This is a genomic window from Mesorhizobium sp. M1365 (assembly GCF_040317865.1).
Taxonomy (GTDB): domain Bacteria; phylum Pseudomonadota; class Alphaproteobacteria; order Rhizobiales; family Rhizobiaceae; genus Mesorhizobium.
Map to the genome: position 1 here is coordinate 138,909 of NZ_JAMYLG010000004.1, position 13,587 is coordinate 152,495.

The 13,587-nt window shown below is 63.8% G+C and carries 11 protein-coding genes; 6 read left to right on the forward strand and 5 right to left on the reverse strand.

The features are described 5' to 3' along the window. Positions 1-15: 15 nt before the first annotated feature. Entirely contained in the window at positions 16-1,308 is a 1,293-nt protein-coding gene (locus NKH04_RS06810; protein WP_352470646.1) for a M16 family metallopeptidase, read from the reverse strand. Positions 1,309-1,322: 14 nt separating this feature from the next. After that, a complete protein-coding gene (thrC, locus tag NKH04_RS06815) occupies positions 1,323-2,720 on the reverse strand; it encodes a threonine synthase (protein WP_352540097.1) in 1,398 nt (465 codons plus the stop codon). Positions 2,721-2,848: 128 nt separating this feature from the next. Between thrC and NKH04_RS06820 the strand changes: the two genes are divergently transcribed. Then, positions 2,849-3,547 carry a hypothetical protein gene (locus NKH04_RS06820; protein WP_353044113.1) on the forward strand — a complete coding sequence of 233 codons (699 nt, stop codon included), beginning with the start codon at positions 2,849-2,851 and terminating at the stop codon, positions 3,545-3,547. Positions 3,548-3,585: 38 nt separating this feature from the next. Here the strand turns inward: NKH04_RS06820 and NKH04_RS06825 are convergent, their stop codons facing one another. Further along, positions 3,586-4,275, reverse strand: coding sequence for an HAD family hydrolase (locus NKH04_RS06825; RefSeq protein ID WP_254818468.1), 690 nt, complete (start codon positions 4,273-4,275; stop codon positions 3,586-3,588). Between the two features lie 180 nt (positions 4,276-4,455). Between NKH04_RS06825 and NKH04_RS06830 the strand changes: the two genes are divergently transcribed. Beyond that, the gene (locus NKH04_RS06830; protein ID WP_352470643.1) at positions 4,456-5,589 is read left to right on the forward strand and encodes a site-specific DNA-methyltransferase; all 1,134 of its coding nucleotides are present in this window, start codon (positions 4,456-4,458) and stop codon (positions 5,587-5,589) included. A gap of 65 nt (positions 5,590-5,654) precedes the next feature. Here NKH04_RS06830 and NKH04_RS06835 read toward each other — a convergent pair whose 3' ends face one another. Next, on the reverse strand, positions 5,655-6,266 hold the full coding sequence (locus NKH04_RS06835; RefSeq protein WP_352470642.1) for an HAD family hydrolase: 612 nt from the start codon (positions 6,264-6,266) through the stop codon (positions 5,655-5,657). An 11-nt stretch (positions 6,267-6,277) separates the two neighbouring features. Further along, a complete protein-coding gene (gene mutY / locus NKH04_RS06840) occupies positions 6,278-7,390 on the reverse strand; it encodes an A/G-specific adenine glycosylase (protein WP_353044114.1) in 1,113 nt (370 codons plus the stop codon). Positions 7,391-7,439: 49 nt separating this feature from the next. Here mutY and NKH04_RS06845 point away from each other — a divergent pair, with 49 nt between their 5' ends. The 4 genes from NKH04_RS06845 to NKH04_RS06860 all read left to right on the forward strand — a co-directional run bounded on the left by NKH04_RS06845 (position 7,440) and on the right by NKH04_RS06860 (position 13,452). Beyond that, positions 7,440-7,940 carry a DUF721 domain-containing protein gene (locus NKH04_RS06845; RefSeq protein WP_353044115.1) on the forward strand — a complete coding sequence of 167 codons (501 nt, stop codon included), beginning with the start codon at positions 7,440-7,442 and terminating at the stop codon, positions 7,938-7,940. A gap of 129 nt (positions 7,941-8,069) precedes the next feature. Continuing rightward, a complete protein-coding gene (locus NKH04_RS06850; protein ID WP_023674158.1) occupies positions 8,070-8,795 on the forward strand; it encodes a DsbA family protein in 726 nt (241 codons plus the stop codon). A 117-nt stretch (positions 8,796-8,912) separates the two neighbouring features. Next, positions 8,913-12,371, forward strand: coding sequence for a chromosome segregation protein SMC (smc, locus tag NKH04_RS06855; protein WP_353044116.1), 3,459 nt, complete (start codon positions 8,913-8,915; stop codon positions 12,369-12,371). A 109-nt stretch (positions 12,372-12,480) separates the two neighbouring features. Then, positions 12,481-13,452, forward strand: coding sequence for an NAD-dependent epimerase/dehydratase family protein (locus NKH04_RS06860; protein ID WP_353044117.1), 972 nt, complete (start codon positions 12,481-12,483; stop codon positions 13,450-13,452). The last annotated feature ends 135 nt before the right edge of the window (positions 13,453-13,587 follow it).

Sequence of the window (13,587 nt, forward strand, 5' to 3'; positions counted from 1 at the left end):
GAGGCTCGGGTAGGCTTAGACGGCGAGCTTGCGGGCAGTGGTCTGCGTGCCCGAAAGCGAATCGAGGATCGCTTCATAGGGCGCGAGCGTACCCACCGGCCCGACGGCTGTAAGCGTCGGCTTGGTCGAAAAAAGCCGCGACGACAGGTCCGTCAGCCGCTCGACCGTCAGCGCCGACAGCCGCTCCATCAACTCTTCCTTGGCGATCGGCCTGCCGAACAGAAGCAACTGCCTGGCGATCTGCGAGGCGCGGCTGGCCGGGCTCTCGGCCGACATGATCAGCCCGGCGCGGTACTGCGCACGCGCCCGGTCGAGCTCCTCCTGCAGGATGTTTTCACCGGCCTTTTGCAGCTCGTCGATGATCACAGGCACCAGCTCGGCAATATCGCTTTGTCCGGTCGCCGCATGGACCCCGAAGACGCCCGTGTCGGAAAAACCCCAATGGAAGGCGTAGACCGAATAGCACAGGCCGCGTTTCTCGCGGACTTCCTGGAAAAGCCGCGACGACATGCCGCCGCCCAGGATCATCGACAGGACCTGGGAGGCGTAGAAATCGCGGACGTGATAGGCGCGGCCCTCGAAACCCAGCACGATCTGCGCGTCCATCAGGTCGCGGTCCTCGCGAAAATCGCCGCCGACATACTGCGCATATTGCGGGATGGTGCCGTCGGCCTTGCCGCGGAAGCTGCCGAGACGCTTTTCGACCTCCCGCACGAAATCGTCGTGCTTGATATCGCCGGCCGCCACCATCACCATGTTCTCGGCGCCGTACTGTCGTTCGATGAAGTCGTGCAACTGCTTCGAAGTGAAGGATTTGACGGTTTCCGGCGTGCCAAGAATCGAGCGGCCGATAGTCTGGTGGCGGAAGGCGGTCTCGGTAAAGTGATCGAAAACGACGTCGTCGGGCGTATCGTGCGCGGCGCCGATCTCCTGCAGAATCACATGCTGCTCTCGTTCCAACTCCTGCGGATCGAATTCGGATTCCTGCAGGATGTCGGAAAGGATATCGACGGCCAGCGGCACGTCGTCGCTCAGAACCCTTGCATAATAGGAGGTCGTCTCGACGCTGGTGGCTGCATTGATCTCGCCGCCGACGTCCTCGATCTCCGAGGCGATCTCGAAGGCGCTTCGCCGACTGGTGCCCTTGAAAGCCATGTGCTCGAGCAAGTGCGCCATTCCGTGCTCTTCGTCACGCTCGTTGCGTGCGCCCGACTTGACCCAGGCGCCAAGGGCAACAGATTCGAGGCTTGGAAGGGTTTCGGTGGCGACTGTCAGGCCGTTCGACAGACGGCTTACCTCAACACCCATATGGCAATTACTCCCTAACGCGCCGCCCGCGTGTGGCGGCCGAGATAATCTTCCACCATTTTCAGGTCGGATGGAAGTACCGTGTATTTTTCCTCGGCGCTCATCAACCCGCCTAGCCATGCAGGCAGGGCAGGCGACACGCCGCTGGCGGCTTCGACGGCGGCGGGAAACTTTGCCGGGTGCGCAGTGCCCAGCACCACCATCGGCACCTCACCCGCAGCCTTGCCGGCGGCCACATGCACGGCCGCGGCGGTATGCGGGTCGAGCAGATAGCCGCTCGCCGCAAGTGTGGTGCGGATGGTGGCGGCGACCTCGTCCATGGTGGCGCGGCCGGCGTCGAATTCGGAGCGGATCTTGGCGATTTCGCCGGCCTCGATGGTGAAGGCGCCGGACTGCTTGAGCCCGTTCATGTAGCGCCGCACGGCCGAGGCATCGCGGCCGGACGCTTCGAACAGCAAGCGTTCGAAGTTCGAAGACACCTGGATGTCCATCGAGGGGGACGTGGTCGAAAAGACCCCCTTCATGCGGTATTCGCCAGTCGCCAGCGTGCGCGCCAGAATATCGTTGTCGTTGGTGGCGATGATCAGCCGTTCGATCGGCAGCCCCATCTTCTTGGCGGCATAGCCGGCGAAGATGTCGCCGAAATTGCCGGTCGGCACGGTGAAGGAAACCGGCCTGTCGGGCGCGCCGAGCGACAGCGCGGAGGAGAAATAATAGACGATCTGGGCCATGATGCGGGCCCAGTTGATCGAGTTGACGCCGGACAGCGATACCCGGTCACGAAAACCGTGGTCGTTGAACATGTCCTTTACCAGGCTCTGGCAGTCGTCGAAATTGCCTTCGATCGCCAACGCATGGACGTTTGCGGCGGTCGAGGTCGTCATCTGCCGCTGCTGTACCGGCGAGACGCGGCCGTGCGGGAAAAGCACGAAGATGTCGGTGCGGTTGCGCCCGGCAAAGGCATCGATGGCGGCCCCTCCGGTGTCGCCGGAGGTGGCGCCGACAATGGTGGCGCGCTGGTCACGCTCGGCCAGCACATGGTCCATCAGCCGTGCAAGAAGCTGCATCGCCACGTCCTTGAAAGCGAGCGTCGGGCCGTGGAAGAGCTCGAGCACGAAGCTGTTCGGCCCGGTCTGCACCAGCGGGCAGACGGCCTCATGGCGGAAGGTTGCATAGGCTTCGCGCACCAGCCGTTCGAACACCGGCGCCGCGATCTCGCCGCCGAGGAACGGCGACAGCACGCGGATGGCAAGATCGGGATAGGCAAGGCCGCGCATGGCGCGGATCTCGGCTGCGGAAAAATGCGGCCAGGCGCTCGGCAGGTAGAGCCCGCCGTCGCGCGCCAGTCCGGCCAGCACCGCGTCGGAAAATCCAAGCGCGGGCGCTTCCCCGCGGGTACTCACATATTGCATCGTCACGTTTCCATTGCTGCCGGGAATTTTCGCCCGCCGCGAGGTGGTGGATTTCTGCGCTGGATCAGTCGCATTTTTGCCGCGCGGTTGATATACGTCACCGGCTTTGCGAGAGGGAAGTGCAGTTCATGGCGTTTCATTCATTCAACGGTCGTTTTGTCGCGGGTGTGGCGCTCACCGGCTTTATGCTTGCCGCCGCAGGTTGCCAATCGAGCGACAATGGAATTCTCGGCTTCGGCAAAAAGGATGCGATGCCGCCACCGCCACCCGATCCAAAGGTGCTTTCCAGCCAGTTGCAGGCCTATTGCCCGAAAGTGACGTTGCGTGACGGCACCGCCTTCTTCAATACCTACGCCAAGAGCGGTCCGAAGCCGAAGAAAAAACCCGATGTTGCCGCCGAGGAAGCCGCCCAGCCGGCAGCGGACGCGGCAGGCGTCGATCAGCCGGACGATTCCGCCAAGATCATCTATCAGGCTTCGATCACCGATGTGACCCGCGACTGCAGCCGCGCCAACGGCTCCTTGTCGATGAAGATAGCCGTCGCCGGCAAGGTCGTGCCTGGCCCGATGTTCACCCCCGGGACCATCACCATGCCGATCCGCATCGCGGTGATGCACGGCACCGAAGTTCTCTATTCGCAGCTTCACTCCTATCAGGTCCAGGTTACCGATCCTTCGAGTGCCACGCAGTTCGTCTTCACCGATTCCAACGTCGTCGTTCCGGAGCCGACGGCGAAGGACTACCAGGCATATGCCGGGTATGACGAGGGCGCTCCGAAAGTAGGGACAGACAAGCCGAGGAAGAAGAAAGCCGCCGCGACCAACTAAGCCGCTGCATTCGTGCCACGGCGGTTGGAGGCGGCCTCTCAGGCGTCCGCCGACCATTCCGACAGCGCGGCGATCACGCTTTTCAGCTCCGCCCAGCGGCGGATGACCGTTTCCGCGCCGGCCTCGGTCAGCGCATCGGCGTGGCCGGGATAGCTGTGCGCCGCGCCGGTGAAGCCGATGACGCGCATTCCCGCCGTCTTGGCGCCGGTGACGCCATGCACCGAATCCTCGATGACAAAGGTGTTCGCAGGATCGGCCTTGAGCTTTTCCGCGGCGAACCGAAACACGTCCGGCGCCGGCTTGGTTTTCCCGGTCGGAGTTTCCAGCGAGGAAAAGATACGGCCGGCAAAGAACGGCAAAAGCTGCACCTTCTCCAGCATGAATTCGATCCGCTCCGAGCGCGAATTCGAACAGACGCAGCGCGGCACTGCTACCGCGGCGACAGCCTCGTGCGCCCCGTCGATGGCACGCACGTCGCTGCGCAGCCTACGATCGACCAGCTGTTCCTCCTTGTCGATCAGCGAGGCCTGGAACGGGATCCGGGACTTTTCCTCGACCCGCATCATGATGTCCTTGAAAGTCAACCCGGCATAGACCTCGGAAATCTCCTCGGCCGATATCTCGTAGCCGGCCGAGGTCAACAGCTCGGCATCGATCCGCGCGGCGATGATTTCGGAATCGACGAGCACGCCGTCGCAATCGAAGATGACAAGGTCTGGCTGGGGCATGGTGATCCGGAAAGCGGGATGAAGGGAATGCCGAGGGCTTTTTGGTCCAAACGGCTCAGGCGGCGCGGCATACACCAACAGGCCGGGCTTCGCAAATTCGGCGGGCTGCTTCACTGAATATTTACGCTGATCGGTAACCATAACGGACAGTAAACAGTAACGCGTGCCTTGGGTGTCACAATGTCTGCCGTGCGTCTTCTCGACGAGCTTTCCGATGTTCCCCAGCAATCCGAGTGGCTGGATACGATCCTGAAGGGCGACTGCGTCGCCGCGCTCGAACGGCTGCCGGAAAAGTCGATCGACGTGATCTTCGCCGATCCGCCCTATAATTTGCAGCTCGATGGCGATCTGCACCGGCCCGATCAATCCAAGGTCGATGCCGTCGACGACCATTGGGACCAGTTCGACAGTTTTGAGGCCTACGACGCCTTCACCCGCGCCTGGCTGCTGGCGGCGCGCCGTGTGTTGAAGCCCAACGGCACGATCTGGGTTATCGGCTCCTACCACAATATTTTCAGGGTCGGCGCCAAGATGCAGGACCTGGGCTTCTGGATCCTCAACGACGTCGTCTGGCGCAAGACCAATCCAATGCCGAATTTCCGTGGCCGCCGTTTCCAGAACGCGCATGAGACGATGATCTGGGCATCGCGCGACCAGAAGGGCAAGGGTTACACATTCAACTACGAGGCGCTGAAGGCGTCGAACGACGACGTCCAGATGCGCTCGGACTGGCTGTTTCCGATCTGCACCGGCGGCGAGCGCCTGAAGAACGACAATGGTGACAAATTGCATCCGACGCAGAAGCCGGAAGCGTTGCTTGCCCGCGTCATGACGGCATCGACCAGGCCGGGCGACATCGTGCTCGACCCGTTCTTCGGTTCAGGCACCACCGGGGCTGTGGCCAAGCGGCTTGGCCGCCACTTCGTCGGCATCGAGCGCGAACAAACCTATATCGATGCCGCCATGGAACGTATCGATGCGGTCCGGCCGCTGGAAGGCGCCAATTTGACGGTACTGACCGGCAAGCGCGCCGAGCCGCGCGTCGCCTTCGTCACCCTTCTCGACAATGGCCTGGTGGCGCCAGGCGCCACGCTCTACGACGCCAAGAAGCGCTGGGCGGCAAAAGTGCGCGCCGACGGCACGCTGGCCATCGGCGACAGTGCCGGGTCGATCCACAAGATCGGCGCCGAGGTGCAGGGGCTGGACGCCTGCAACGGATGGACCTTCTGGCATTATGAGCGCAGCGGCGGCCTGACCCCGATCGACGAGCTTCGCCGCATTGCTCGGCTAGGCATGGAGCGGGCGGGCGCCTGACGGCTTCCGAGTTGCGGCAGATCGGTTAATGCGAAGGCTCAACCAACTCCTGGAACCGATTCAAATCACACTTTGATCCCAAGACTCTCAAGGTCCGCCCTGAGCGTCTTTGCATCGGTGAACAGCACCGACTGCCAGCCCGCCGCCTTGGCGCCGTCGACGTTCTTCTGGCTGTCGTCGATGAACAGCGTCGCTGACGGCTCGAGGCTGAACGCGGCGACGTGGTGGTCATAGATGGCGCGATCCGGCTTGATCTGGCGGATGTCGCCGGAAACGGTGACGCCGCGCGGCCGATTGAGGAAATCGAAGCGCTCGCGGGCCTCGGCGAGCGTATCTGCAGCGAAATTGGTGAGCATCGTCACGTCATGGCCGCTGTCGATTAGGCCGATCATGATGGCGACGCTGTCCTCATAGGCGTGAGGCACCATCTCGTGCCAGTGCCGGCGGAAATTGCGGATATTTTCGGCGTGCTCGGGATATTGCGCGATCGCCAGCGCTTCGGCCTCTTCCCAACTGCGGCCGCGATCCTGCTCGATGTTCCAATCATGCGTGCAGACATTGTCGAAGAACCATTTCCGTTCGTCGGGATCGGGGATCAAGCGACTGAAGGGCAGGTCCGGATCATAGTGGATCAGCACTTTGCCGATATCGAAAACGATGTGGCGGATTTCAGTCATTCTTCTCTCTTTCAACGCGGCCGCTGCTTTTTCGTCGCGCCCGGTATCGCCGCTTCGATTACCTTTTTCATGACGCTCGGCAGCGCTTCCCCGGAAATTTCATGGGCCAGCGACCAGAAATGCCCGACCGGGGCGGCACTGTCGGTGTCCGCCTTGAACACGTCGAGTTCAAGCGCAAAATGGGTGAAGACATGGCCGATGCGTCCGGCCTGCCGCCAGTTGCCGGGGAAGGGGGCTGCCGCTTCCGTGGTGGCGCCGTCTATGCGCGCCGTCCAGCCGGTCGTCGGCACCTCAGTCATGCCGCCGAGCAGGCCTTTGTCCGCGCGCTTGCGCAGAAGGATGGCGCCGTCGCGCCTGACGGCAACGAAGGCGGCACCGCGGCGTAAGGGTCTTTCGGCCTTGGGCAGGCGGACCGGAAAGCGTTCGGGGTCGCCCGAGATCGTGGCGCTGCAGCCCTCGCGAACGGGGCACAGCATGCAGCGGGGCTGGCGCGGCGTGCAGATCGTCGCGCCCAGGTCCATCATCGCCTGCGCGAAGTCGCCGGGCCTTGTCGGGGGAACCATGCGTTCGACCTGGCCGCGTATCTCGCCCTTGGCTTCGCCCAGCGGCGTGGCGATCGAAAACAGCCGTGAGACGACCCGTTCGACATTGCCGTCGACGACCGCGGCTGGTCGGTCGAAGGCGATCGCTGCGATCGCCGCCGCCGTATAGGCGCCGATGCCGGGCAGTTCCTTCAAGCCGGACTCGCTGTCCGGAAAGCGGCCGCCTTGCCGCGCGACGAGATCGGCACAGGCTTTGAGGTTACGGGCGCGGGAGTAATAGCCGAGCCCGGCCCAGGCCTTCATGACGTCTTCGGTCGGTGCCGCCGCCAGCGCCTGGATCGTTGGCCATTTCTCTGCGAACGCCCGGAAATAGGATTTTACCGCCTCGACCGTGGTTTGCTGCAGCATCACCTCGGAAAGCCAGACCAGGTAGGGATCGGGCCGCGCCCCGCCCGCCAGCGCGCGCGGCGAAACGCGCCAGGGCAGGTCGCGGTGATGCGCGTCGTACCAGCCAAGCAGCCGGGAGGCGATCTCGACATTGTCTCCGGATACGGCCTTGCGGGTCTGGTCGTGCAGTGCCATTGATCGAGGGTCGGCCCTAATCCATTGGTGCTGAAGCTGGAGAACGCACATGGCAGGGAAAAGGCCCTTCGGCAATCCCGTTCCGGTGAGCGATCTCGCAACCGAGATCCTCGACCCGGTGCTGCGCAAGCGGGCCGGTATGTCGATCGGACTGGTCCAGTCATGGGAAGAAATTGCCGGGCCGCGGCTTGCCGGCCGCTCGCGCCCGGAAAAGATCCAGTGGCCGCGCCGCATGCATGAGGACGATCCTTTCGAACCGGCGGTGCTGGTGATTGCCTGCGAGGGTGTAGCGGCACTGCATCTGCAGCACGAGACCGCCGAGATCATCAACCGGGTCAATGCCTTCCTCGGTTTCAATGCGATCGGTCGGATCAGGATCGTGCAGAAGCCGGTAATGGCGGGCAAGGACAAGCCGAAACCCAGTTTGCGGCCATTGACTGCGGCCGAGAAAGCGAAGCTGTCGGGCACCGTTGGTTTGATCGAGGACGGCGGGCTGCGCGCCTCGCTAGAGCGGCTTGGCGCCACCATTCTCGGTCAAAAGAAACCGTGATCTCGCGCTATCGTGATGGTATGCCCGGATTTGGCGATTGGAATAGGGGCGGTAATGCCTTAATTCGCGCCAACTCTCGCTTTTTGTAGACTTTGCATTGCAAAATCCAACTATTGCCAGGTGATTCGTATGATCCGTTCCTTGTCCCGCAGAAACCTTTTGACTTCGCTGGCCGCAATACCAGCGGTGGCGCTGCTTGCCGCCTGCAGCGACTCGGGCGAGAAAGCCGAGGCGCAGGATGTGAAGCCTGCGGCTCCGGAACCTGCGAAGCCGGCCGCTCCGGCCGCCGCGGCGGCGCCGGAGGCTCAGGGCACGGTCGATATGGCGGCACTGCTGAAGCCCGGCGCATTGCCCGACATGCAGCTCGGCAAGGACGATGCAAAGGTCACTATCGTCGAATATGCATCGATGACCTGCCCGCATTGCGCGCATTTCGCCGAGACCACTTTTCCGGAGCTGAAGACGAAATATATCGATACCGGCAAGGCCCGTTACATACTGCGCGAGTTTCCGTTCGATCCCAGCGCCGAGGCCGGTTTCATGCTGGCGCGCTGCTCCAAGGACAACTATTTCCCGATGGTCGACGTGCTGTTCAGGCAGCAGGCGAACTGGGTTGGTGTGAACAATACCAAGGACGCACTGCTGCAAATCGCCAAGCTTGCCGGTTTTACACAGGAGTCCTTCGAGGCCTGCTTGACGGACCAGAAACTTCTGGACGATGTGAGATCCGTCCAGAAGCGTGGCGCCGACGAATTCAAGGTCGATTCCACACCGACCTTTTTCATCAACGGAAAGACCTACAAAGGGGCGATGTCGATTGCGGAAATGTCGGCCATCATCGACCCTCTGCTCTGACGTTTCGGCAGCGCCGAAGCGGCGTCGCTTCGGCGTGCGCACTTCTTTGTCTTGCCGCGGGGTCTCCTTGCAAAACCGCGGAACAGCGTTGCGAAACTTGGCTATGGGCCGGCGCGAATGAAGTTCTCGCGCCTTCGCCTGCTCGGCTTCAAATCCTTCGTCGAACCCGGCGAATTCGTCATCGAACGCGGCCTGACCGGCATAGTCGGGCCGAACGGCTGCGGCAAGTCGAACCTGGTCGAGGCGCTGCGCTGGGTTATGGGCGAAAGCTCCTACAAGAACATGCGTGCGTCCGGCATGGACGACGTCATCTTTTCCGGCTCGGGAACGCGTCCGGCCCGCAACACCGCCGAAGTCACGCTGTTCCTCGACAATAGCGACCGCACCGCGCCGTCCGCCTTCAACGACGCCGATGAGTTGCAGGTCTCGCGCCGCATCGAGCGCGAGGCCGGCTCGCTCTACCGCATCAACGGCAAGGAGGCTCGCGCCAAGGACGTTCAGCTGCTGTTCGCCGACCAGTCGACCGGCGCCCGCTCGCCCTCGATGGTCGGCCAGGGCCGCATCGGCGAGCTGATCCAGGCAAAGCCGCAGGCGCGCCGCGCGCTGCTGGAAGAGGCGGCCGGAATTTCCGGCCTGCATACGCGCCGCCACGAAGCCGAGCTGCGGCTGAAGGCGGCGGAACAGAACCTCGAAAGGCTGGACGACGTCGTCGGCGAGCTGGAAAGCCAGATCGAAAGCCTGAAACGCCAGGCCCGCCAGGCCTCGCGCTTCAAGAACCTGTCGGCCGACATCCGCAAGGCCGAAGCGACGCTGCTGCATCTGCGCTGGACGCTGGCCAAGACGCAGGAAGGCGAAGCGCGTTCGGCGCTGGCGATTGCCACCGCGCTGGTCGGCGACCGTGCCGCCGCCCAGATGGCTGCCGCCAGGGAACAAGGTATCAACGCCCACCGGCTGCCGGACTTGCGCGATGCGGAAGCCGCTGCCGCCGCCGCCTTCCAGCGTCTGTCGATCGCCAAGGCGCAGATCGAGGAAGAGGCGGGCCGCATCCGCGCCCGCCAGGCAGAGCTCGACCGCCGACTGCAACAGCTCGATGGCGACCTTGCCCGCGAGGAGCGCATGGTCCGCGATAATGCGGATATCCTCGAACGCCTCGCCGCCGAAGAAGCCGCGCTCAATGCCGAAAACGCCGGCGCCGCCGAGCGCGAGGCCAGCACCCGCGCGGCTTTCGAGCAGACGGCATCGACGCTTGCCTCGAGCGAGGCCAGGCTCGCCGCGCTGACCGCCGAACGGGCGGAGGCTGCCGCCTCGCGCAACCAGATCGAACGGACGCTGCGCGACACCGCTGAGCGCCGCGACCGCTTTGCCCGCCAGCTTGCCGATGTCGACCGCGAACTGTCGGAGATCGTCTCCAGGGTCGCCGGCCTGCCCGATCCCGCCGAGAAGCGGCTACTGGTCGATCAGGCGCTGGCGCTGCTCGAAAAGGCCGAGGCAGCCGCCATTGCCGCCGAACAGGCGGTCGCCGAGGCGCGTGCAGACGAAAGTGCTGCCCGCCCACCGGTTCAGGACACAAAGGCCGAGCTGGCGCGGATCGAAACCGAGGCCCGCACGCTGGCCAAGATCCTCAACGCCGCCAGCGGCGATCTATTTCCCTCGGTGCTGGAGCAGATCAGCGTCGAGCGTGGCTACGAGACGGCGCTGGGTGCCGCGCTTGGCGAAGATCTCGACGTGCCGCTCGACCGCAGTGCGCCGGTGCATTGGGGCCAGAGCGAAATCCAGCCTGCCGACGCCGCATTGCCCGAAGGCATAAGGAGCCTCGCCAGCGTTGTGCGTGCGCCGGCACAGCTGGCCCGCAGGCTGGCCCAGATCGGCATTGTCGAAGCCGCCGACGGAAGACGGCTGCAGACGCTGCTTGCTCCCGGTCAACGGCTGGTCAGCCGCGAAGGCGCGCTCTGGCGTTGGGACGGCTTCACCGCCAGCGCCGATGCCCCGACCGCCGCCGCGCAGCGGCTGGCGCAGAAAAACCGGCTGGCCGAACTCGATGCCGAAGCAGTCCATGCCACGCGCACCCTGCGCGAAGCTGAACAAGCCCTTGCCCAGGCCGAACAGGCGCGTGCCCAGGCGAGCGAGGCCGAACGCAACGCCCGACAGGCCGGGCGCGACGCCCAGCACGGGCTCGACGCTGCCCGCAACACGCTGGCCGAGGCCGAAAAAGCCGGCGGCGAGCTGTCGAGCCGGCGTGCCGCACTTGACGAGGCGCGCGCACGCATTGTCGACAGCCATGAGGAAACGGCGGCGGCATTCGTCGAGGCGGAAATGCTGCTGCAATACGCGCCCGATCTCGGCGACCTGCAGTTGCAGCTCGAGCAGTCGGCGGCCAATGTCGCCCGCGACCGCGCCGCCCTTGCCGATGCGCGTGCCGTTCACGAGGGCCTGAGGCGGGAAGCCGAGGCACGTGCGCGTCGGCTCGATGCCATCGGCGCGGAACGGCGCAACTGGATGGAGCGCGCCGAAAACGCCTCGACACAGATCGCGGCGCTCGGCGAACGCAAGGCGGAGGCCGAGGCCGAGCGCGAGCAACTGGCCGACGCCCCCGACGAGATCGACGCCAAGCGGCGCGCCCTGCTGTCGCAACTCGCCGAGGCCGAAAGCCTGCGCAAGGCAGCGGGCGACCGCTTGCAGGAAGCGGAGAACCGCCAGTCCGAGCTGGACAAGGCTGCGACTGCTGCCATCCAGTCGCTGGCCGAGGCGCGCGAATCCCGCGTTCGCGCCGAAGAGCGGCTGACCGCCGCCGACGAGCGTCGGCTGGAAGTCGAGGCGCGCATCCAGGAAACGCTGAACACGCCGCCGCATCTGGTGATCCGCCACACCGGCCTCGAACCCGACAGCCCGATGCCCGAAATGGCCGAGATCGAGCGTCAGCTCGACCGGCTGAAGGTCGAACGCGAACGGCTCGGTGCCGTCAATCTGCGCGCCGAGGAGGAGCAGAAGGAACTGTCGGACCGGCTGGAGACCATCGTCTCCGAGCGCGACGACATCATCGAGGCGATCCGCAAGCTGCGGCAGGCGATCCATAGCCTGAACCGCGAAGGCCGCGAGCGGCTGCTCGCCGCCTTCGAGGTGGTTAACGGCCATTTTCAACGGCTGTTTTCGCATCTGTTCGGCGGCGGCACCGCCGAGCTGCAACTGATCGAGTCCGACGATCCGCTCGAAGCGGGGCTCGAGATCCTGGCGCGTCCGCCCGGCAAGAAGCCGCAGACGATGACGCTGCTGTCCGGCGGCGAGCAGGCGTTGACGGCGATGTCGCTGATCTTCGCCGTGTTCCTGACCAACCCGGCGCCGATCTGCGTGCTCGACGAAGTCGACGCGCCGCTCGATGACCACAATGTCGAGCGTTTCTGCAATCTGATGGACGAAATGGCCTCAACCACCGAAACGCGCTTCGTCATCATCACACACAACCCGATCACCATGGCGCGCATGGACCGGCTGTTTGGGGTGACCATGGCCGAGCAAGGCGTCAGCCAACTGGTGTCGGTTGACCTGCAGGCGGCCGAAGCCATGCGCGAGGCAAGCTGACGCATCAGCTTAATGGTGGTCTCCACCTCGGCTTTCGACTATAGCACGACAAAATGGGCCGGATCTGCCGCTCCAGATGCCGGCCCGGCTATGTGCGTGGAGAAGCTTGTTGCCTATACTTGTCACCGGAGCCGCGGGGTTCATTGGCAGCCACGTTTGCCACCATCTGCTCGACCGGGGAGAAGCGGTCGTCGGCGTCGACAACATGAACGACTATTACGACCTGGCGCTCAAAAAGGGGCGGCTTGCCGGCCTTCTGCCCCATAAGGATTTTTCGTTCCACCAGATCGATATTGCCGAACAGGGCGCGCTTGCAGCCGCTTTGGCCGGGCAAGGCATCGTTAGGATCGTGCACCTTGCCGCGCAGGCGGGCGTGCGCCACTCACTCGACAATCCGCGGCTCTATATCCGCTCCAATGTCATGGGCCACCTCGAAGTGCTCGAATTCTGTCGCGCCGAACCGGCATTCGAGCATCTGGTCTATGCCTCGTCGAGCTCGGTGTATGGCGGCAACCGCAGCGTGCCGTTCAGCGAAGCCGATCAGGTCGACAAGCCCGTTTCGCTTTACGCCGCCACCAAGAAAACCGATGAGTTGATGAGCCACACCTACGCCCATCTGTTCGGCATACCGCAGACCGGCCTGCGGTTTTTCACGGTCTACGGTCCCTGGGGCCGTCCCGACATGGCCTATTGGATGTTCACCCAGGCGATGCTCAAGGGCAAGCCGATCCGGGTCTTCAACAATGGCGAAATGTGGCGCGATTTCACCTACATAGACGATGTTGTGAAGGCGGTTGTCGCCGTGCTCGACAAGCCGCCGGCGGCTGACGTTCCGCCGAACAGGCTCTACAATGTCGGCAACAACCGGCCGGTGCGTCTGGGCGACTTCATCGACATTCTGGAAAGGCTGCTCAAGGTCAAGGCAATCCGCCACAACGAGCCGATGCAGGCGAGCGACGTCGAGAAGACTTACGCCGACATGACCGCGCTGGAGCGGGATTTCGGCTTCAGGCCTAGCGTTTCGATAGAGGACGGGCTGATGAAGTTTGTCGACTGGTACCGCTCGTACTCGAAGCAGTGATTTGCACCGCTCGCCGTGATGCCTTCAAGCTGACATCTGAAGTGGGGCGCAAGTCGGTCCGCAAAAGCATCATTTTGTCCTAACATCCTGTTAACCACATGCTCGCTGAAACGTATCCGATTAACCTTTGAGGCG